This window comes from Microbacterium sp. sgz311019 (genome assembly GCF_056135325.1).
In genome coordinates this window covers 103,863-124,783 of record NZ_JBWAXO010000001.1, presented here as the reverse complement: position 1 = coordinate 124,783, position 20,921 = coordinate 103,863, and the positions used below count along the sequence as shown (strand labels likewise).

Annotated in this window: 20 protein-coding genes; 8 read left to right on the top strand and 12 right to left on the bottom strand. The window is 69.7% G+C overall.

Going from position 1 to position 20,921, the window contains the following annotated elements; all coding sequences use genetic code 11:
- The first annotated feature begins 38 nt into the window (after positions 1–38).
- Genes AC0NZN_RS00580 through AC0NZN_RS00570 form a run of 3 tightly spaced genes read left to right on the top strand, consistent with a single transcriptional unit; the run spans position 39 to position 1,563 of the window.
- The gene (locus AC0NZN_RS00580; protein ID WP_474590324.1) at positions 39–422 is read left to right on the top strand and encodes a DUF3099 domain-containing protein; all 384 of its coding nucleotides are present in this window, start codon (positions 39–41) and stop codon (positions 420–422) included.
- Complete coding sequence (locus AC0NZN_RS00575; RefSeq protein ID WP_474590323.1) at positions 419–643, top strand: hypothetical protein; 225 nt, start codon at positions 419–421, stop codon at positions 641–643. Before AC0NZN_RS00580 ends, AC0NZN_RS00575 begins: the two co-directional genes overlap by 4 nt.
- Positions 640–1,563, top strand: a complete 924-nt coding sequence (locus AC0NZN_RS00570; RefSeq protein ID WP_474590322.1) for an SURF1 family cytochrome oxidase biogenesis protein — start codon at positions 640–642, stop codon at positions 1,561–1,563. The genes AC0NZN_RS00575 and AC0NZN_RS00570 overlap by 4 nt, the downstream gene beginning before the upstream one ends.
- A gap of 57 nt (positions 1,564–1,620) precedes the next feature.
- On the opposite strand, the gene AC0NZN_RS00565 is transcribed toward AC0NZN_RS00570, so the two are convergent.
- The 9 genes from AC0NZN_RS00565 to sufB all read right to left on the bottom strand — a co-directional run bounded on the left by AC0NZN_RS00565 (position 1,621) and on the right by sufB (position 11,075).
- The gene (locus AC0NZN_RS00565; RefSeq protein ID WP_474590321.1) at positions 1,621–3,219 is read right to left on the bottom strand and encodes an ABC-F family ATP-binding cassette domain-containing protein; all 1,599 of its coding nucleotides are present in this window, start codon (positions 3,217–3,219) and stop codon (positions 1,621–1,623) included.
- 182 nt (positions 3,220–3,401) lie between these two features.
- Positions 3,402–4,757: an MFS transporter gene (locus tag AC0NZN_RS00560; RefSeq protein WP_474590320.1), complete on the bottom strand. Its 1,356-nt coding sequence runs from the start codon at positions 4,755–4,757 to the stop codon at positions 3,402–3,404.
- Complete coding sequence (locus AC0NZN_RS00555; protein ID WP_474590319.1) at positions 4,754–5,938, bottom strand: MalY/PatB family protein; 1,185 nt, start codon at positions 5,936–5,938, stop codon at positions 4,754–4,756. Before AC0NZN_RS00555 ends, AC0NZN_RS00560 begins: the two co-directional genes overlap by 4 nt.
- 67 nt (positions 5,939–6,005) lie before the next feature.
- Positions 6,006–6,992 (bottom strand): epimerase, encoded by a 987-nt coding sequence (locus AC0NZN_RS00550; RefSeq protein WP_474590318.1) that lies wholly within the window; start codon positions 6,990–6,992, stop codon positions 6,006–6,008.
- A 13-nt stretch (positions 6,993–7,005) separates the two neighbouring features.
- Positions 7,006–7,335 carry a metal-sulfur cluster assembly factor gene (locus tag AC0NZN_RS00545; protein WP_286288828.1) on the bottom strand — a complete coding sequence of 110 codons (330 nt, stop codon included), beginning with the start codon at positions 7,333–7,335 and terminating at the stop codon, positions 7,006–7,008.
- 9 nt (positions 7,336–7,344) lie between these two features.
- Positions 7,345–8,124: a Fe-S cluster assembly ATPase SufC gene (gene sufC, locus AC0NZN_RS00540; protein ID WP_474590317.1), complete on the bottom strand. Its 780-nt coding sequence runs from the start codon at positions 8,122–8,124 to the stop codon at positions 7,345–7,347.
- A gap of 37 nt (positions 8,125–8,161) precedes the next feature.
- Positions 8,162–8,491, bottom strand: a complete 330-nt coding sequence (locus AC0NZN_RS00535) for a non-heme iron oxygenase ferredoxin subunit (RefSeq protein WP_474590316.1) — start codon at positions 8,489–8,491, stop codon at positions 8,162–8,164.
- A complete protein-coding gene (sufD, locus tag AC0NZN_RS00530) occupies positions 8,488–9,654 on the bottom strand; it encodes a Fe-S cluster assembly protein SufD (RefSeq protein ID WP_474590315.1) in 1,167 nt (388 codons plus the stop codon). Before sufD ends, AC0NZN_RS00535 begins: the two co-directional genes overlap by 4 nt.
- Before the next feature lie 2 nt (positions 9,655–9,656).
- Positions 9,657–11,075, bottom strand: coding sequence for a Fe-S cluster assembly protein SufB (gene sufB / locus AC0NZN_RS00525; RefSeq protein ID WP_474590314.1), 1,419 nt, complete (start codon positions 11,073–11,075; stop codon positions 9,657–9,659).
- 242 nt (positions 11,076–11,317) lie between these two features.
- On the opposite strand from sufB, the gene AC0NZN_RS00520 reads away from it, so the two are divergent.
- Together AC0NZN_RS00520 and AC0NZN_RS00515 are read left to right on the top strand one after the other, a co-directional pair.
- Entirely contained in the window at positions 11,318–12,292 is a 975-nt protein-coding gene (locus AC0NZN_RS00520) for a COX15/CtaA family protein (protein WP_474590313.1), read from the top strand.
- A gap of 128 nt (positions 12,293–12,420) precedes the next feature.
- Positions 12,421–12,885 carry a dinucleotide-utilizing enzyme gene (locus AC0NZN_RS00515; protein ID WP_474590312.1) on the top strand — a complete coding sequence of 155 codons (465 nt, stop codon included), beginning with the start codon at positions 12,421–12,423 and terminating at the stop codon, positions 12,883–12,885.
- A 26-nt stretch (positions 12,886–12,911) separates the two neighbouring features.
- Here the strand turns inward: AC0NZN_RS00515 and AC0NZN_RS00510 are convergent, their stop codons facing one another.
- From AC0NZN_RS00510 to AC0NZN_RS00500, 3 genes are all read right to left on the bottom strand, one after another.
- On the bottom strand, positions 12,912–14,219 hold the full coding sequence (locus tag AC0NZN_RS00510) for an RNA polymerase sigma factor (RefSeq protein WP_474590311.1): 1,308 nt from the start codon (positions 14,217–14,219) through the stop codon (positions 12,912–12,914).
- Positions 14,220–14,224: 5 nt separating this feature from the next.
- Complete coding sequence (locus AC0NZN_RS00505; RefSeq protein WP_474590310.1) at positions 14,225–14,578, bottom strand: YciI family protein; 354 nt, start codon at positions 14,576–14,578, stop codon at positions 14,225–14,227.
- Between the two features lie 225 nt (positions 14,579–14,803).
- On the bottom strand, positions 14,804–15,730 hold the full coding sequence (locus tag AC0NZN_RS00500) for a heme o synthase (protein ID WP_474590309.1): 927 nt from the start codon (positions 15,728–15,730) through the stop codon (positions 14,804–14,806).
- Positions 15,731–16,046: 316 nt separating this feature from the next.
- On the opposite strand from AC0NZN_RS00500, the gene tkt reads away from it, so the two are divergent.
- The 3 genes from tkt to AC0NZN_RS00485 are packed head-to-tail and all read left to right on the top strand — an operon-like array spanning position 16,047 to position 20,916.
- The gene (gene tkt, locus AC0NZN_RS00495; RefSeq protein WP_474590308.1) at positions 16,047–18,155 is read left to right on the top strand and encodes a transketolase; all 2,109 of its coding nucleotides are present in this window, start codon (positions 16,047–16,049) and stop codon (positions 18,153–18,155) included.
- Between the two features lie 32 nt (positions 18,156–18,187).
- The gene (gene tal, locus AC0NZN_RS00490; protein ID WP_474590307.1) at positions 18,188–19,294 is read left to right on the top strand and encodes a transaldolase; all 1,107 of its coding nucleotides are present in this window, start codon (positions 18,188–18,190) and stop codon (positions 19,292–19,294) included.
- Complete coding sequence (locus tag AC0NZN_RS00485; protein ID WP_474590306.1) at positions 19,291–20,916, top strand: glucose-6-phosphate isomerase; 1,626 nt, start codon at positions 19,291–19,293, stop codon at positions 20,914–20,916. Before tal ends, AC0NZN_RS00485 begins: the two co-directional genes overlap by 4 nt.
- The last annotated feature ends 5 nt before the right edge of the window (positions 20,917–20,921 follow it).

Below are 20,921 nucleotides of genomic sequence, written 5' to 3'. Positions count from 1 at the left end.
CGCTCGTCATATCCCAGGCGGCGTAGTCTGGATGCACCGTGAAGCGCTCGAAATCCACCCCCTCCGCCACGTCCCTGCCCCGGGCACCGCGCGACGAGGTCGGCGCACGCTCGATCCGGTACCTCGTGACGATGGGCATCCGCGTCGCGTGCTTCGTCTTGATGGTCGTCGTCCAGCCGTACGGCTGGTACACCTGGATCTTCGGCGTCGGCGCCATCTTCCTCCCCTACATCGCCGTGGTGATCGCCAATGTCGGGCAGGATGCGAAGACGGTGCGCGCCGAGAATCCCGAACGCGCCCTCCCGCCTGCGGCGCCGGTCTCGGCCTCTCCCCCCTCGTCTGCTGCGGCGCACCCGGTGCTGCGGATCGCGGAGACTCCGCATGTCGAGCAGCCTGGGGCCCCCGACGAGGCCGCGAAGTGATCGCGGCGGGTGAGGCGCGCTGCTCGCGCGCCGGATGCGTCGCGGACGCGAGCTGGCAGATCCTGTGGCGGAATCCCCGCATCCACACTGCCGACCGGCGCAAGACATGGCTTGCGTGCGATGAGCACCTCGATTATCTGCAGGATTTCCTCGCCGCCCGCGACTTCCCCCTCGAGGTGCGGCCGTTCCCCCTGCCCGCAGAGGCTGAGGCGATCGCATGAGCCGCCGCAACGCTCCCCCGGCCGTCCGCTGGGCGGCCTACATCGGCGTCGCCATCGTGTTCGCGATCGCCTGCGCGTTCCTCTCGAACTGGCAGCTGGGAAAGAACGCGGCCCGTTCCGAGCAGCTCGCGCTGGTCTCGCGCAACTACGACTCGACGCCCGTGGCGCTGGATCAGCTGCTCCGGCCGGGCGCGACGCTCGATCCGAACGACCAGTGGCGGCAGGTCACGATGACGGGCAGCTACATTGCGGACGAGCAGCTGCTCGTCCGCAACAGGGTGCACGGCGGCACGGCGGCGTACGAGGTCCTCGTTCCGCTCCGCCTCACCGACGGTCGCGTGTTCCTCATCGACCGCGGATGGCTCGCCCCGGGCAACACGCAGTCCTTGCCCGACCACGTGCCGTCGGCTCCGTCGGGCACGGTGACCGTCGTCACACGACTGCAGCCGGGCGAGCCGCTGCCGTCCTCGGGGGCGGCGGCGCCGCGCGGTCAGGTTCCCTCCATCAACCTCCCGCTCATCGCGACGACGATCGGCGGCGAGCACGGCAGGGCGCTCGAGCACGGCGCGTACGGGACGATGGTCTCCGAGACCCCGGCGGCCGCGAGCGTTCCACAGGCCCTCGAAGCCCCCTCGGACGACCCCGGTCCGTACCTGTCGTACGGCGTGCAGTGGATCCTGTTCGCCGTCATGGGCTTCGTCTTCATCTGGTACGTCATCCGGTCGGAGCGCCGTGCGCGCCGTGAGGATGCCGAAGACGCCGCGGCGATCGCCGCCATGGCCGCCTCAGACCCGGCGGCCGCCGCAGAACTCGAGGCAGCAGCATCCGTCCGCCGATCGGCACGCGCCCTCTTCCCCAAGAAGCGCATCGACCGCGACATGGCGGCCGAAGACGATCTGCTCGACCGGGCCGGTCGCTGACGCCCTGCGGGCGAGGCCGGCCGCTGACGCCCTTCGGGCGAGGCGGGCCGCTGAGGCTCAGGCCAGCGTGATGAGGTCGATGTAGTCGCGACCCCAGATGTCCTCCACGCCGTCCGGCAGGATGAGCACGCGCTCGGGGTTCAGCGCCTGGACCGCACCCGGATCGTGCGAGACCAGGATGACCGCACCCTCGTAGTGCGCGAGTGCGCCGAGGATCTCTTCACGCGATGCCGGGTCGAGGTTGTTCGTGGGCTCGTCGAGCAGGAGCACGTTCGCACTGGACACGACGAGCGTCGCAAGGGACAGGCGTGTCTTCTCGCCACCCGAGAGAACCCCCGCGGGCTTCAGCACGTCGTCGCCGGTGAACAGGAACGAGCCCAGCACCTTGCGCGCCTCGGTGGCGTTGATGTCCGGGGCCGACGACATCATGTTCTCGAGCACGGAGCGGTGCACGTCGAGGTTCTCGTGCTCCTGCGCGTAGTAGCCGATCTTCAGGCCGTGGCCGGGTTCGATGACGCCGGTGTCCGCTCCATCCACCCCGGCGAGGATGCGCAGCAGCGTCGTCTTGCCTGCCCCGTTGAGCCCGAGGATCACGACCTTGGAGCCGCGGTCGATCGCGAGGTCGACGTCGGTGAAGATCTCGAGCGAGCCGTAGGACTTCGACAGGCCCTTGCCCATGAGCGGGGTCTTTCCCACCGGTGCGGGCTTGGGGAATCGGAGCTTCGCCACCCGGTCGTCCTGGCGCACGTCCTCGAGGCCCGACAGCAGCTTCTCTGCGCGGGCCATCATCTGGTGCGCAGCGGCGGCCTTCGTCGCCTTGGCGCCGAACTTCGCGGCCTGCAGCTGGAGCGCGGTCGCCTTCTTCTCGGCGTTGGCGCGCTCCTTCTTGCGGCGCTCCTCATCCGCGACGCGCTGGCGCTGGTAGTTCTTCCAGTTCATGTTGTAGATGTCGATGACCTGGCGGTTGGCGTCGAGGTAGAAGACCCGGTTGACGGTCTCCCCCACCAGCTCGACGTCGTGGCTGATGACGATCAGACCGCCCCGGTAGCCCTTGAGGAACTCGCGCAGCCACACGACGCTGTCGGCGTCGAGGTGGTTGGTCGGCTCGTCGAGGATCATCGTCTGCGCGTCGGAGAACAGGATGCGGGCGAGCTCGATGCGACGACGCTGACCTCCCGAGAGCGTCTTCAGAGGCTGGTCGAGAATCCGATCGGGCAGCGACAGGTTATGGGCGATGGATGCGGCCTCCGCCTCGGCCGCGTAGCCTCCGAGCGCCTCGAAGCGCTCGGTCAGGTTCGCGTACTTCCGCATCGCCTTCGCTGCGGCGGCGGCATCTTCGGCGCCCATGGCGAGCGAGGCCTCGTGCATCCCGATGGCGAGCGTTCCCAGCCCGCGGGCGTCGAGGATCCGCGTGCGCGCCAGCATCTCGGGGTCGCCCGAGCGCGGATCCTGCGGCAGATAGCCGAGCTCTCCGTGGCGCTCGACCTTGCCCGCGCTGGGCAGGAGGTCGCCCGCGAGGACCTTCGTGAGGGTCGTCTTGCCCGCGCCGTTGCGCCCGACGAGTCCGACCTTGTCGCCGTCGCCCACGCGGAAGGACACATCCGACATGAGCACGCGGGCGCCCACGCGGATCTCGAGGTCATGCACGGCGAGCACAGCGGAGGTCCGTTCTGCGGGGAGGGAGGCTGGCCGACGGGCCAGCCATCCAGTATACGGGGGTGCCTGGAACGGGCGTGGTCCACGCGACGGTGACCGGGTCGTGCCGCGTATGCCACCCAGACCGCCAACGGGGCAGTGAACACACGCGGGTCGAGCCGCTCGCCGGCGCGTCAGCGGTGCTACTCGTGCGCGTGACCGAGCCGAAGCCCGGGAACGAGCGCGAGGAGGGCCAGCAGCGCGCCGAGTGCGAACACCACCGCGAAGCCCGCATCCGTCGTCTGCAGCGCGGTGAAGACGAGACCCATGACCGCGATCGTCGTCGCGGATCCCGCGGCATCGAAGATCGACAGCGCAGATGAGTTGAAGCCTTGGTTCTGGGGCGTCGAGTACGCCAGGGTGAGGATGGTCATTCGCGGGTACATGAGGCCCATCCCCCCTCCCGCGAGCGACCAGCCGGCGATCGCGATGCCAGGCGGCAGATGGCCGAGCGCCGTCGCCGTGGCGAGCACCGTCGCGGTCGTCAGCATCGCGACGCCGATGATGCTGGTGCGCGCGTTGCCCAGGCGGTCGCCGAATCGCCCCTGGACGGCGGAGCCGATCGCCCACGCGATAGCGCTGACCGTCAGGGCGAGCCCAGCCCACGTGACGCTGAACCCGTACTCCGTCACAAGCAGGTAGGGAAGGTACACCTCGGAGCCGAAGAGGGTGCCCGCGATGAGCCCGCGCATGAGCACCACGCTCGGGAGGCCCCGGCCGGCCCGGAGCGTCCCTCGCGGCACGAGCGGCAGCACCGCCAGCAGTAGGACGACGGCGGATGCGGCGACCACCGCGAGCGTCCACGGTGCAAGCTGATCCGCGAGACTGAGCCCCAGCACGCCCGCCGCGACGGCGACCGCGAGCCAGACCCGCGGTCCGATGCGCGCCTTCGAGGGGTCGCTCGTGCCGAGGCGCCGCCCGTGCAGGCGCGTGAAGACGAGCACGAACGCCGCGGCCGTGAGCACAGCCACCCCGAGGAACACCCAGCGCCAGTGCAGGTACTGCGCGACGGCTCCCGCGGCGAACGGTCCGACGAACGACGGGACGACCCACGTGGCCGAGAACGCCGCGAACAGCGGCCCATGCAGGCGTGGCGGATACACCCGCGCGACGACGACGTACAGTGCCACGATCTGGCCGCCGACGCCGAGACCCTGCAGGAGCCGTCCCGCGACGAACAGCCACATCGTGGGCGCGAGTCCCGCCACGAGCAGGCCCGCGACGAACAGGCTGACCGCGGCGGTAAGCGGAGCGACCGGACTCCCGCGATCGCACCACGCACCGGCCACGACCATCCCGATGACGCTCGTGGCGAGGGTGCCGGCGAACGCGGCCGCGTACAGCGCAGCGCCGTCGAGCTCGCGGCTGACCACGGGCATGACCGTCGTCATCGCGAGCGACTCCAGCGCGGCGAAGAAGATCAGCGCCACGGCGCCGAGGGTGACCGCGATGTAGCCGCCCGACCAGATGCTCTCGCGGGTATCGATCCGCTCGGTCACGGGGCGGTGGCGGCCCGCACATCCGCCCGTGCGAGCGCGCCGATGCGCTCGACAGCCTCGCGGAGCACCTCGGGCGAGCACCCGATGTTGATCCGCACGTGGCCCGCGCCCTCGATGCCGAACATGGGACCGAAGTGCAGCGCGACCTTGGCGTCACGGAGGATCTTGACGGCCGGGTTGTCGCCCCAGCCCAGCGCACTGAGGTCCACCCAGGCGAGGTAGCCGGCATCCGGGATGCGGTAGCGCGCGCCGGGCACGTGCTCCGCCAGGAGGTCGCCCAGGAGGCGACGGTTCTCGTCGAGCGTGGTGAGCAGGCTGTCGAGCCACGCATCGCTCTCGGGATCGAACGCCGCCACGCCGGCCAAGGCGCCGAAGAGTCCCGTTCGCCACTCGACCTCATCGGGCAGACTGTCCACCAACGCGGTCGTGGGATCGGATGCCGTCACCATGAGCGCGCACTTCAACCCCGCGAGGTTGTACGCCTTGCTGGCGCTCGTGACGGTCAGTCCGATGCGTGCCGCGGCCTCCGAGGCCGTGAGGAACGGCGTGAACACGACATCGGGCTGCGTCAGGGGCGAGTGGATCTCGTCGCTGATGATGTGGGCGCCATGGCGATCGGCGATCTCGGCCAGAGCCGCCAGGCTCTCCGCGCTGTGGACCGTTCCTGTGGGGTTGTGCGGATTGCACAGCAGCATCGCCGTGGCGCCTGCCGCGAACGCCGCGTCGATCCCGGCCAGGTCCAGTTCCCAGCCATCCTCCGTCTCGAGGAGCGGGACGCGCTCCAGCCGGCAGCCCGCCTCGGGCACGCCGTCGTAGAACGGCGGGTACACCGGCGGGGTCACGATGACGCGGTCGCCCGGCCTCGTCACGAGGCGCAGCAGCTCGACGACGCCCATCATGACGTCGCACGTCGTGCGGATGCGGCGGGGCTCGACATCCCACCCGAACCGGCGCACGGCGAAGTCGGCGAATGCGTCGCGGATACCCGGGTCCGGCGGCGTGTAGCCCGTGTCGCCGAGTTCGACGGCCCGGGCGAGACGGGCCGTGATGGCGGGCGCCAGGGGGAAGTCGGTCTCTGCCACGAACAGCGGCAGGACGTCGGCCGGGTAGCGGCGCCACTTCGTGCTCGACCGTTGACGGAGCGCGTCGATGGGCAGGGCGAGAAGAGGTGCAGCAGTCACCGTTCGAGCCTACGGCCCCGGCTCGCCGGCCGGAGGCCGCAGCGGCCATGGACTGCGAAGCGGACCGTCAGCGTACGGCGCTCGAGGAGCGCACGTCGCGCAGGGCCAGCTCGACATCGTCGAAGCGGAATGCGTAGCCGGCCTCCAGCAGGCGCTCCGGCGCCACCCAGGTGCTCTTGAGCACGAGCTCGGGCTCAGCTCGCAGGACCCACATCCCGGGCTCCAGGGCCATGCGCGGGGCGGGCAGTCCGATCGGCATTCCCACGACGTGGCGCAGCGCAGCCATGAGGGCGCGGTTGTCCACCGACTCCGGCGCCACGAGATTGATCGGCCCGGCGACATCCGGGTTGTCCCGGGCGAAGCGGATCGCGCCGATCACATCGTCGATGTGGACCCAGCTGAATCGCTGGCGGCCGCCGGAGCGATGCCACTCCGGCGCACCATTGCCTGTCGGGTCCGAGCCGATGCCGCGATAGCGGCGATGCGGGAACCACCAGCCGTCGTACTGCGGGCCACCGAGGCCCAGCCGTGCCAGACGGAACAGCAGCGCGGTGGCCTCGCCGTCGCCGAGCACGACCCCGAGCCGCAGGGCGATGCGCCGCGTGCCCGGAAGATCGCCCGCGAAGAACTCGCGCTCCCACTCCCGGGCGACGTCCACCGTGAACCCCTCGCCGATCTCGCCCTCGGCTTCGGTCTGTGCGCGATCGAGTGCGTAGCGGTAGATCGTCGCGGTGCTCGCGTTGAACCACACGGACGGCGGCTGCGCTGCCTTCTGCACGGCCTCGTGCAGCGCGCGAGTCGTGTCGACGCGCGAGCGGAGGATCTCCTCACGGTTCGCATCGGTGAACCGGCAGCTGATGCTCCTGCCGCTGAGGTTCACGAGCACATCGGCGCCGTCGACGGCGCGGCGGATCGAATCCGGGTCATCCCACCGCGCATCGGGGCCGTTGCGGCCGATGCTGCGGATGTCGTAGCCGTCCTCGACCAGCGCACGGCGCAGTGCGGTTCCGATGAACCCGCTGGCTCCCGCGATGGCGGCGATGGGGCGCGTCACGTAGGGGGACGTCTCAGATGGCGAAGCCGAGCGCGCGCATCATGTCGCGGCCGTCGTCGGTGATCCGCTCGGGGCCCCACGGCGGCATCCACACCCAGTTGATGCGGAACTGCTCGACGATGCCGTCGAGCGCCTGCGCGGTCTGCTCCTCGAGCACGTCCGTCAAAGGGCATCCGGCGGACGTCAGCGTCATGTGGATGACGAGGGCGTCGTTCTCGTCATCCCACGCCAGGTCGTAGATGAGACCGAGGTCGACGACATTGATCCCGAGCTCGGGATCCATGACGTCCTTGAGAGCTTCGGTGACCTCGTCGAACTTCTCCGGGCTGAGAGTCGCGGTCATATGACGACTCTACGCCTCCACGTCGAGCGCAGGCTCGGACGAGCCGACGAAGCGGTCGTAGCCTTCGTCCTCGAGACGGTCGGCCAGCTCGGGGCCGCCCTCCTCGACGATGCGCCCGGCGACCATGACGTGCACGAAGTCGGGGTGGATGTAGCGCAGGATGCGCGTGTAGTGCGTGATCAGCAGCACACCGAGATTCGTCTCGCTCTTGGCGCGATTGACGCCCTCGGACACGATCTTCAGCGCATCGACGTCGAGGCCCGAGTCGGTCTCGTCGAGCACGGCCAGCTTCGGTCTGAGAAGCTCGAGCTGCAGGATCTCGTGGCGCTTCTTCTCGCCACCCGAGAACCCCTCGTTGACGTTGCGCTGCGCGAACTTCGGGTCCATCCGCAGGTCCTTCATGGCCTGCTTGACGTCCTTGGTCCAGGTGCGGATCGAGGGCGCCTCGCCGTCGACGGCGGTCTTCGCCGTGCGCAGGAAGTTCGTCACCGTGACGCCGGGGATCTCGACCGGATACTGCATGGCGAGGAAGAGCCCGGCGCGCGCGCGCTCGTCGACGGTCATGGACAGGACGTCCTCTCCGTCGAGCGTTATGGAGCCGCTCGTGACCGTGTACTTCGGGTGACCGGCGATCGTGTAGGCGAGCGTGGACTTGCCGGAGCCGTTCGGTCCCATGATGGCGTGGGTCTCACCCGTGCGGATCGTGAGCGTGACGCCGTTGAGGATGGGCGTTGTGCCGGCATCGGTCTCGACCGTCACATGCAGGTCGCGGATCTCGAGGACAGACATGGTTTTCCTTCGTGGGTTCTGGTGCGGACGCGTCGGCTCAGGAGGCCGGCTTGGTCACGCTGGGGTCGATGAGCACGTCGTCGCCGTCGATCTGGACGGCGTAGACCGGGACGGGCTCGTACGCGGGGAGGTTGAGGGGGCGGCCGGTGCGCAGCGAGAAGGCCGAGCCGTGCGCCCAGCATTCGATGGTGTCGCCCTCGACGAAGCCCTCGGCGAGCGAGATGTCACCGTGCGTGCAGGTGTCGCCGATGGCGTGCACCTCGCCCGCAGAGTCGAGCACGACCGCGATCGCGGCGCCGTCGACGACGACACGCCGGGCAGCGTCCTGCTCGAGCTCGCTCAGCGAGCACACACGGGTCGCGCTCATGCGGACTCCCCCTTCATGACGGGTGCGGATGCGGAGATGCCCTGGGCGAGCTCGCGCTCGATGAGCTCGGTGAGCTCATCCTCGAGCGCCGGGACGCCGATGCGCTGGACGATCTCGCTGAGGAAGCCGAGGACCACCAGACGCCGGGCCTCGGGCTCGGGGATGCCGCGCGCCTGCAGGTAGAACAGCTGTTCGTCGTCGAACCGGCCGGTGGCGCTGGCGTGGCCCGCGCCCCGGATGTCGCCGGTCTCGATCTCGAGGTTCGGGATCGACTCGGCGCGCGCGCCGTCGGTGAGGACGAGGTTGCGGTTGGCCTCGTAGGAGTCGGTGCCGATCGCCTCCGGGCCGATGAGCACGTCGCCGATCCACACGCTGCGTGCGCCCGAGCCCTGCAGAGCGCCCTTGTACAGGACGTCTCCGGTGGTCTCGGCGCCCTTGTGGTGGAGGTACACCTGGCTTTCGAGGTGCTGGCCGGCGTCGGAGTAGCTGAGGCCGTACATCTCGGCGCGTGCGCCGGTGCCGGCCAGCTCGATGCTGGGGTTCACCCGCACGACGGCGCCTCCGAAGCTGACGACGACGTGGCGGAGCGTCGCATCCTTGTCCACACGGGCCTGGTGCGATGCGGCGTGCACGCTGCCGCCGATCCACTCCTGGACCGTGACGAGCTCGAGGTGCGCGCCGTCGCCGACGACGATCTCGACGTTCTGCGCGAGCGTCGTGCTGCCGCGGTGGCGCAGGACGACCGTTGCGTGGGAGTTCGGCCGCGCCTCGATCACGAGGTGGGCGTGGGCCACTCCCCCGCGGCCGGTGACCTCGATGAAGACGGGCTCATCCCGCTCGCCCTCGAGGACGACGTGGTCGGCCTGCTCGGCGCGGACCCAGGCGATCGCGGACGGGAGGTCCTCCGGACGGAACACCTCTCCCCGCGGAGCCTCGCCGACGCGCAGACGGGATGCCGCGGCATCCGTCACCGTCACGTCGAGGTCGCCAGTCGCGGCATCCACGTCGAACAGGGGCGCAAGCGCGTCGAGCGGCGTGTGACGCCAATTGACCTCGCGACCCGTGGGGCGCTCGAAGTCGGAAGGATCGAACGAATGCGGCCGCTCCGAGCGGGTCTGGACCGGAATGAAGGCAGGCTCGGTCTCGGTATAGGTCGTCGTCATGCTCAGCCGACCGATCCTTCCATGCCCATCTCGATGAGCTTGTTCAGCTCGAGGGCGTACTCCATGGGCAGTTCGCGGGCGATCGGCTCGATGAAGCCGCGGACGATCATGGCCATCGCCTCGTCCTCGGGCAGGCCGCGGGACTGCAGGTAGAACAGCTGCTCCTCGCTGACCTTCGAGACGGTCGCCTCGTGGCCGAGCTGCACGTCGTCGACGCGGATGTCGATCGCGGGATAGGTGTCCGAGCGCGAGATCGTGTCGACCAGCAGCGCGTCGCACCGCACCGTGTTCGCGGCGTGGTGGGCGTTCGGATCGACGCGGACCTCGCCGCGGTAGCCCGCCCGGCCGCCCCCGCGCGCGATCGACTTGGAGACGATCGACGACTGGGTGTACGGCGCCATGTGGATCATCTTCGCGCCGGCGTCCTGGTGCTGACCGGGTCCGGCGAAGGCGACCGACAGGGTCTCCCCCTTGGCGTGCTCGCCCATGAGGTAGATGGACGGGTATTTCATCGTGACCTTGGACCCGATGTTGCCGTCGATCCACTCCATCGTCGCGCCCTCGTGCGCGATCGCGCGCTTGGTGACGAGGTTGTAGACGTTGTTCGACCAGTTCTGGATCGTCGTGTAGCGCACGCGGGCGTTCTTCTTGACGATGATCTCGACGACGGCGGAGTGCAGTGAGTCGCTCTTGTAGATCGGAGCCGTGCAGCCCTCGATGTAGTGGATGTAGGAGTCCTCGTCGGCGATGATCAGCGTCCGCTCGAACTGGCCCATGTTCTCCGTGTTGATGCGGAAATACGCCTGGAGCGGGATCTCCACGTGGACGCCCTTCGGGACGTACACGAAAGAGCCGCCGGACCACACCGCGGTGTTCAGCGCCGCGAACTTGTTGTCGCCCGCGGGGATCACGGTGCCGAAGTACTCCTCGAAGAACTCGGGGTGCTCGCGCAGAGCCGTGTCGGTGTCCATGAAGATGACACCCTGCGCCTCGAGGTCCTCGCGGATCTGGTGGTAGACGACCTCGGACTCGTACTGCGCGGCGACGCCGGCGACGAGTCGCTGACGCTCGGCCTCCGGGATGCCGAGGCGTTCGTAGGTGTTGCGGATGTCCTCGGGGAGGTCCTCCCACGACTGCGCCTGCTTCTCGGTCGAGCGGACGAAGTACTTGATGTTGTCGAAGTCGATCTCACTGAGGTCGGCGCCCCACGTCGGCATGGGCTTGCGGCCGAACAGCTGCAGGCCCTTGAGCCGGTTCTTGAGCATCCACTCGGGTTCGCTCTTCAAGGCGGAGATGTCGCGCACCACCGCCTCGTTGAGGCCGCGCTTCGCGCTCGCCCCGGCGGAGTCGGCATCGTGCCAGCCGAACTCGTACACCCCCAGCCCGTCGAGTTCGGGCCGATCGATCAGCACATCGGACATGACGTCACTCTCCTTCAGCCTGCAACGGTGTCATCCGTCCCGGCTTTCCATCGCCCTGCGCGGAGTCACGGAGGGGAAAAGCCGCTCTGCGGGCCAGATCAGTAGCCGCACGGACTGCGCGCCTACACTGTCAGTGGTGCGTGCGCTGGCGCGCCGCATCTCCACCCCACGATTCTATAGGCTCCGCCTTGCCCTCGGTCGGCACATGACCGCCGGCGCGGGGCCTCCCAGGAGGCGAGACGATGTCCGCAACCCCCGCGAGCGGCGCGCGACAGGGAGTGTGGCGACGGATCGTCGCCTGGCTCCCCGACACGGTCGACCGTCGGGTCCGCGTCTTCGCGTGGCTGTCCTTCCTGGCCGAGACGATCATCGTCGGAACGGGCGGCGCGGTGCGTCTCACCGACTCGGGCCTCGGCTGCGGCTGGCCGCTGTGCACGCCCGATTCCCTCGCCCCGACCCCGGCGATGGGCATCCACTCGTTCATCGAGTTCGGCAACCGCATGATGAGCGGCGTCGTCGGAATCGTCGCGCTGATCGTGCTGATCCTCGTGTGGCGGATGCGCCGCACCCGCCGCGATCTCTGGTGGCTGGCGCTCGTGGTCGTTCTCGGCGTCCTGCTGCAGGCCATCGTCGGCGGCGTCACGGTGCGCACCGCGCTCAACGCAGGCATCGTGTCGTTCCACTACGTGGCCTCGGTCGTCCTGGTGTGCGTGACGGCCGCGTTCCTCGTCCGCATGAACGCGCCTGCGGGCCCGCGGGAGCGAGCGGTTCCGCGGTGGTTCGCGATCCTCACGCACATCACGTCGTTCGTGCTGGCGCTCACGCTCCTGTTCGGCGTGCTCACGACGGCGAACGGCCCGCACTCGGGCGACCCGAACGTGATCCGCCACGGATTCGACGCGACGCTGCTGGCACACGTGCACTCGTGGCCCGGGTACACGCTCTTCGCGCTCAGCCTCCTGCTCCTCATCGCGGCGATGACCCTGCAGCTGCCGATCCGGCGCTGGCTCATGGTGCTCGTCGCCCTCGAGATCGTCCAGATCGGCGTCGGTGTGCTGCAGGCGCGGACCGAGCTGCCGCCGCTGCTCGTCGGCATCCACATGATCGTGGCGGCGCTCACGGCGGCGACGATGACCGCCGTCGTGCTGCACCTCAAGCGACCCGCGATCGTCGCGGACTCGTCCGTGCCCGCCTCTTCGACCTCGGTCACGGCCTGACGCTCATCGGAAGTTCATCGGCGTTCCATGGAGCGCGTCGGACGCCGTGAGGCAGACTAGGTCACGCGCGGCCGTCGCCGCAGCCTTCCTCAACCCCCTCACTCACCCCCTTTCCCCAGGAGTCACGCATGCTCACCCGCCCCCACCTCGCTCGCAGCATCCCGTTCTGGATCCTGTTCGTCGGATCGCTCGTGAGTGCCGCGGTCGGCGTGCTCATGGTCGTGAGCAACATCTCGGGAATGGCCTCAGACATCAAGTCGCAATCGGCCACCGCCGCGATCACGGTCTACACCGGCCAGTCGTGGGTCGTCCTGGGCGCCGCCTTGGTCGGGGCGGGCCTCATCGGCCTCATCATCGCCCTCCTCCTCGGAGTGCTGGTGCGCTTCGTCCCCGCCGCCGAGACGGCGGCCGCTGTCCCGGCCGAGGATGCGGCGACGCTGCTCGACGTCACATCCGCGGCGCCGGCAGCCGCTCCTGTCGCCGACGCCACCGCGATCCCGGTCGCGCCGCCCGCCGACGCCGAGGCCGCTCCTGCCGGCGCCTCGGCCACCGTGGACGAGACGCCGTCCGCGGAACCGGGCGCTCAGCGCTGATCCTTCCGAGGGCGCGGTCCCGGGCTTCAGGCCCGCGACCGCGCCCTCGTCGTCTGCGCGTGCAGGCGAGCCCTCTCGGCGGCGCTGCCGGTCAGCGCTGCGGCCTCCGCGTAGGCGTCCGCGGCCTCGGACCAGCGCCCGAGATCCGCGAGGAACGCCGCGCGGGCCGCCGGAAGGTACTCGTAGTGGGCGAGGACCGGGTCGTCTGCCACGGCATCGACGGCGGCGAGACCGATGGCGGGCCCGTCGCGCATGCCCAGGGCCACGGCCCTGTTGAGCTCGACGACGGGACTCGGCCACGCTGCGGCCAGGATGCCGTACAGCTCGACGATCCGGTCCCAGTTCGTCTCGGCCCAGGTCGGGGCCTGCGCGTGCACGGCGGCGATCGCCGCCGAGATGGCGAAGCGGTCGACCGGACCCGATGCCGCCGTCTCCAGAAGGGCCAGCCCGTCCTCGATCCGCGTGCGATCCCACCGCGATCGGTCCTGGTCGGGCAGCAGCTGGTCCCGGGTCTCGCGGCGGGCGTCGGTGAGCAGCATGAGAGCGAGGAGCCCCGCCACGCTGCGGTCTCGCGGCAGCACATCGTGCAGCATCCGCGTCAGGGCGACCGTCGCATCCACGAGCCCGGCGTGCACGAGGTCGTCGCCCGAGGGCGGCGCGTGACCGACCGTGAACGCCAGGTGGAGGACGTCGCACACGGCGGTCACACGGGCGGGCAGCTCCCGGGCATCCGGCACGCGGAACGGGATGCGCGATACCGCGATCTTGCGCTTGGCCCGCGTCAACCGCGCCGCCATGGTGGGCTCCGACACGAGGAACGCGGCCGCGATGTCGCCGGTCGGGATGCCGCAGACCAGCCGGAGGGTGAGCGCGACCTGCGCCTCCCGGGCGAGCGCCGGGTGGCAGCACGTGAAGATCAGGCGCAGTCGGTCGTCCGCGGGCCACGCGTCATCGCCGCCCGCGACGTCGTCGCGCACCAGCAGCGGCAGCCGCCGTGCGAGGGCCGCCTGACGTCTGCGCACGTCCCGCGCGTGATTGGCGGCGACCTTCGTCAACCACGCACCCGGCCGGTCCGGGATGCCGCGCGTCGGCCACACCTCGACCGCGCGGGCGAACGCCTCCTGCGCGCTCTCCTCGGCGAGGTCGAGATCGCCCGTGAGCGCCGCCGTGGCTGCGACCACCGCCGACCACTCGTCGCGATGAGCCGCGGACAGCGCGGCCGGCACGTCGCCGACCGCGACGTCGCCGGTCGAGGCCGGCCGGGGTGCGGCGGGCCCCCGCTGCCGTGATGCGTCGGACGACGCGCCGACGTGGGGAGGCGTTGTGGGGACCACGGTCGTCAGCCGTGCGAGACGAGCGGCTGCACCTGCACCGCACTGTGGTCGTGCTGCAGCTCGCCCAGCACGCCCGCAAGCTCCAGTGCCCCGTCGAGGTCGGCGACGTCGACCACGTAGAACCCGCCGAGCACCTCTTTCGTCTCGAGGAACGGCCCGTCGGTGACGAGCGGCCGCTCGCCGTGCGGCCGGAGCGTCGTGGCCATGCTGCTCGACTCGAGCTGCCCGGAGCCGACGATCGCCGAGCCGGCGCGCGCACGGAACGCGCGGTGGCCCTCGTCGATCTGCCGCCATTCCTCCGGGGTCGCGGCATCCCACCGCGCCTCGTCGCCGTAGATCAGGATCAGATATTGCGCCATGTCTTCCCTCTTCCGTCGATCGCAATCGTCGAGAGGCATCGTGCCCCTCACTTCACCGACGAACGGGGACCGCCGTGAATCGACAGCGTGGCGAGATCGTCGGGCTCTGAGTGCGGACGCGCCCGATCACGGTGCGGTTCGGTGACACTCTGCCCAAGACGCGCCGCGTCCGTCAAGGCTCCTCGCTGACGGAGGACGATCTCGGCGCGAGCGGCCCGAGGCGACTCAGAAGGGCAGCAGCGGGTCGATCGCGATCGCGACGAACAGCAACGTCAGGTAGGTGATGGATGCGTGGAACACCCGCATCGGACGCGGCTCCGTGCCGCGCACGGCGCGGTTGTAGAGACGGTGCGACTCATAGACGAACCATCCGCCGAAGACGAAGGCGGATGCCGTGTACACGAGGCCCATCTGCGAGACGGGGATCAGCAGCAGCGAGCATGCGACGGTGGCCCAGGCGTACAGGATCACCTGCAGTCCGACCTGCGATCCGCTGCGGGTGGCTCCCAGCATGGGCACGTCCACATCGTCGTACTGCTTGCCGTACTTCATCGACAGCGGCCAGTAGTGAGGCGGAGTCCAGAGGAACACGAGAAGGAACAGGATGACGGGCGGCCACGCCAGCGAGCCGGTGACGGCCGTCCAGCCGATGAGCACCGGGAAGCAGCCGGCGATGCCGCCCCACACGATGTTCTGCTCGGTGCGGCGCTTGAGGATCATCGTGTAGATGACGACATAGAAGAAGATCGCGACAGCGGAGAGGACGGCGGCGAGCCAGTTCGTCGTGAGCCACAGCCACACGGTCGAGAGCGCGGCGAGCGTCCACGCGAAGATCAGCGCGCCCCGGGGCGAGACCTCGCCCGTCACCAGCGGGCGGTTCTCGGTGCGCTGCATGTGCGCGTCGATGTCGCGGTCGAGATACATGTTGAAGGCGGCGGCCGAGCCGGCGCTCATCGAACCGCCGATGACCGTGGCGAGCACGAGCCACAGGCTCGGGAAGCCGCCCTGGGCGAGGATCATCACGGGCACCGTCGTCACCAGCAGCAGCTCGAGGACGCGGGGCTTGGTGAGGGCGACGTATGCGCGGATGGTGCGACCGAGCGAGTGGCGCGTGGCAGGCGCCGTCGATGTCGCTCCGTGCGTGGTCGTCATGCTGCGCGAGCCCCCTGAGTGCCTTCGAAAACCTCCTCGAGTCTATGGCATCGGGCGCCGGGGTCCGGCGCGCATCACCTCGCGGTGAGCGCGGCCGTGATCATCCCGACACTCGCCGGACTCGCGGCCGTCATGGCCTGGCGATCGGCCGCTGGGAGGCTGTCGTCACACAATGTCAAGGCCCGACGGGACGGAATGCCCCTTCGCTATGCTGAGACAACACGCGCGCCCAAGCGTCGACGTCCACCCCCCTTTCCGTACCGAAGCGGCGTGCGTTGAGGGTTCGACCGGGCGCCCCTCCAGGAAAGGCGGTCCCGTGTCGGAACTGCAGTGGGAAGAGATCGATGGACGCGCCGTGGACACGGTGCGCGTGTTGGCGGCGGACGCGGTGGAGAAGGTCGGCAACGGCCATCCCGGCACCGCGATGAGCCTCGCGCCGGCCGCGTATCTGCTGTACCAGCGGGTGCTGCGCCACGACCCCGCAGACACGCACTGGCTCGGCCGCGACAGGTTCATCCTCTCCGCGGGTCATTCATCGCTGACGCAGTACATCCAGCTCTACTTGGGCGGGTTCGGGCTCGAGCTGTCCGACCTCGAGGCGCTGCGCACGTGGGGGTCGCTGACACCCGGTCACCCCGAGTACCGGCACACGAAGGGCGTGGAGATCACGACCGGGCCGCTCGGCCAGGGGCTGTCCTCAGCGGTCGGCTTCGCGTATGCGGCCCGTTACGAGCGTGGGCTGTTCGACCCGGATGCCGCGGCGGGCACCAGCCCGTTCGACCACTTCATCTACGTCATCGCGAGTGACGGCGACCTGCAGGAGGGCGTGACGAGCGAGGCCTCGTCCCTCGCCGGCCACCAGGAGCTCGGCAACCTCATCGCGATCTACGACTCCAACCAGATCTCCATCGAGGACGACACCGATGTGGCGTTCACCGAGGACGTCGCCAAGCGCTACGAGTCCTACGGCTGGCACGTGCAGACCGTGGACTGGAAGAGCACCGGCCAGTACGTCGAGGACGTGCCGGAGCTGTTCGATGCCGTTGAGGCTGCCAAGGGCGTGACCGACAAGCCGTCGCTGATCATCCTGAAGACGATCATCGGCTGGCCGGCGCCCGGCAAGCAGAACACCGGCAAGATCCACGGCTCCGCACTGGGCGGCGACGAGCTGGCGGCGACGAAGAAGGTGCTCGGCTTCGATCCGGAGAAGTCCTTCGTCGTCCCGGAGGATGTCATCGCGCACACCCGCAAGCTGGGCGAGCGCGGGGCGGCCGCCCATGCGGAGTGGCAGACCTCGTTCGATGCGTGGGCCGAGGCGAACCCGGAGCGAAAGGCGCTGCTGGACCGTCTGCTGGCCGGCGAGCTGCCGGACGGCATCGGCGACGCCCTCCCGGTCTTCCCCGCCGGCAAGGACGTCTCGACGCGCGCCGCATCGGGGGCCGTCATCAATGCGCTCGCCGCGCAGCTGCCCGAGCTGTGGGGCGGCTCGGCGGACCTCGCAGAGTCGAACCTCACCACGATCAAGGACGCGAAGTCGTTCATCCCGCAGGAGTGGTCCACGCACGAGTGGTCCGGGGACCCCTACGGGCGTGTGCTGCACTTCGGCATCCGCGAGCACGCGATGGCCGCGATCGTCAACGGCATCGTCCTGCACGGCCCGACGCGCGCATTCGGCGGCACGTTCCTCATCTTCAGCGACTACCAGCGACCCTCCGTCCGCCTGTCGGCGCTGATGGACATCAGGTCGATCTTCGTCTGGACGCACGACTCCGTCGCTCTCGGCGAGGACGGCCCGACGCACCAGCCGATCGAGCAGCTCGCGTCGCTGCGCGCGATCCCGAACTTCGCCGTGGTCCGGCCCGCCGATGCCAACGAGACCGCGCACGCGTGGCTGGAGCTGCTGCGCCGCCAGGGAGGCCCCGCCGGCCTCGCCCTGACGCGTCAGAACATCCCGGTCTACGAGCGCGGCGACGGCGACGCTGAGGGTGACACGTTCGCGTCGGCGGCGCACACCGCCAAGGGGGCGTATATCCTCGCCGAGTCGCCGACGGGGACCGTCGACGTCATCATCATCGCGACGGGCTCCGAGGTCCAGCTCGCGGTCGCCGCGCGCGAAGCGCTGAAGGCCGACGGCGTGGGCGCGCGGGTCGTCTCCGCGCCGTCGCTGGAGTGGTTCGCGGAGCAGGACGAGGCCTACCGGGAGCACGTGCTGCCGGCATCCGTCGCCGCCCGCGTCTCCGTCGAAGCCGGTCTCGCGCTGTCGTGGCGCGGCATCGTCGGCGACCGCGGCCGCTCGGTATCGATCGAGCACTTCGGCGCCTCCGCCGACTACAAGACCCTGTTCGAGAAGTTCGGCATCACCACCGACGCCGTCGTGGACGCCGCCCGCGCCACGATCGCCGCCGTCAACGGGTCGAACAGCTGAGCATCCACGAACCCGAGCAACCGAGGAGCACCATGAGCACCCCCACCGAACAGCTCACCGCCGCCGGCGTGAGCATCTGGCTCGACGACCTGTCGCGGAGTCGGATCACCTCCGGCAATCTCGCCGAACTGATCCGCACCCGCAACGTGAGCGGCGTCACCACCAACCCGACGATCTTCGCCGGCGCCCTGGCCGGTCACGGCTACGACGATCAGGTCGCCGAGCTCGCCCGCAGCGGCGCGAACGCGGACGACGCGATCTTCCGGATCACCACCGACGATGTGCGGGATGCGGCGGACATCCTCCGCCCCGTGTACGACGAGACGAACGGCGTCGACGGCCGCGTGTCGATCGAGGTCTCCCCCGATCTCGCGCACGACACCGACGCGACGATCGCGCAGGCCCGACAACTGTGGCAGGCCGTCGACCGGCCGAACATCCACATCAAGATCCCCGCCACCAAGGCCGGCATCCCCGCCATCACAGCGGTCCTCGCGCAGGGCATCTCCGTGAACGTGACGCTGATCTTCAGCCTGGAGCGCTACGCCGCCGTCATCGACGCCTTCCTGGCCGGCATCGAGCAGGCCAAGGAGAACGGACACGACATCTCCGGCATCCACTCGGTCGCCTCGTTCTTCGTGTCGCGCGTGGACACGGAAGTCGACAAGCGGCTCGCCGCGATCGGCACCGACGAGGCCGCCGGACTTGCCTCGAAGGCGGGTGTCGCCAACGCGCGGCTCGCCTACGAGCTCTTCGAGAAGGAGTTCGCCTCCGACCGGGCGAAGGCTCTCACCGCCGCCGGCGCGACGGTCCAGCGTCCCCTGTGGGCGTCCACAGGCGTCAAGGATCCGTCCCTTCCCGACACCCTGTACGTGACCGAGCTCGTGGCCTCCGGCACCGTCAACACGATGCCGGAGAAGACGCTCGAGGCGACGTTCGACCACGGCGTCATCGAGGGCGACACGGTCACGTCGAACTACGCAGACGCGCACGGTGTCATCGACAGCCTCGCCGATGTGGGCGTCGACTTCGCCGACGTCACCCAGGTGCTGGAGGACGAGGGCGTCGAGAAGTTCATCGCCTCGTGGCACGACCTTCAGAAGACCGTCACGGGCGCTCTCGCGGGAGCCGACCGGTGAGCTTCGAGATCCACGTCTCGGGCCACGTCAAGAATCTCGTCGACGAGACCCTTCCCGGTCTCGTCGCCGACCTCGTCGCCTCAGGAGTCACCGCCGGTGACCCCACCCTGTGGGGTCCGGAGGCCGAGCCCGAGGCCTCCACGCGCCTGGGCTGGCTGGATGCGGTGACCGTGTCGCGGCCCCTGGTCGCGGAGATCGAGGCGCTGCGGGCCGAACTCCACGCCCGCGGTGTGACGCGGGTCGTGCTCGCCGGCATGGGCGGCTCCTCGCTCGCCCCGGAGGTGATCACCCAGACGGCCGGAGTGCCGCTCATCATCCTCGACGCGACCGCTCCGGGACAGGTGCTCGACGCCATTGACGGGGACGCCGAGTCGGGCGGGCTCGACAAGACGGTGCTCGTCGTCTCCAGCAAGTCCGGGTCCACCATCGAGACCGACTCCGCCAAGCGCGCGTTCGAGGCCGCCTTCCGCGACCTCGGGATCGACCCCGCCGAGCGGATCGTCGTCGTCACGGATCCGGGCTCGCCGCTGGACCAGTCCGCGCGTGCCGACGGATACCGTGTGTTCAACGCCGATCCGAACGTGGGCGGCCGGTACTCGGCGCTCACGGCCTTCGGCCTCGTGCCCTCGGGTCTCGCGGGGGTCGATCTCGGCGAGCTCCTCGACGAGGCCGACGCGACGCTGCTCGAGGTGGCGATCGACAGTCCGTCGAACCCGTCGCTGGTGCTCGCGGCGGCCATCGCGGGGGGCGGCGACGCCCGCCGCGACAAGCTCGGGCTCATCACCGACGGCACCCACATCGTGGGCCTGCCCGACTGGATCGAGCAGCTCGTCGCCGAATCCACCGGCAAGGAGGGCACGGGCATCCTGCCCGTCGTGCTGCTGCCGGTCTCGCCCGAGGTCGAGAACAAGCCGGATGATCTCCAGATCGTCCGGTTCGTGGATGACGCGAACAAGTTCCACCTGTTCGAGCATCACGACGGCGAGATCCTCGTCAGCGGCTCGCTCGCCGCGCAGTTCATCGTGTGGGAGTACGCGACGGTGATCGCGGGACGGATGCTGGGCATCAATCCCTTCGACCAGCCCGACGTCGAGTCCGCCAAGGATGCCGCTCGCGGCCTCCTGGACGATCGCCCCGCGCCGACGCCGCCGGCGTTCACGGCGGAGGGCGTGGAAGTTCGGGTATCCGACCCGGCCCTCGCCGCATCCGGCACCGTCGCGGGCGTCCTCGAAGCTCTGTGGGCCCGCATCCCCGAGCACGGCTACGTGTCGATCCAGGCGTACGTCGACCGCATCGAGCTGCCCCAGCTCGACGGGCTGCGCGAACTGGTCGCCGCGGACTCCGGCCGTCCGACGACGTTCGGATGGGGACCGCGATTCCTGCATTCGACCGGCCAGTACCACAAGGGCGGCCCTGCCGACGGCGTCTACCTGCAGATCACCGAGGCGACCGACGTCGACCTCGAGATCCCGGGTCGTCCGTTCACATTCGGCCAGCTGATCCAGGCCCAGGCCGCGGGCGATGCCAAGGTCCTCGCCGAGGGACACGGCCGCCCCGTCGTCACGATCACCCTGACCGATCCGCAGACCGAGGTCCTCGGCCTGTTCGAGGCAGCCCAATAGGAGAC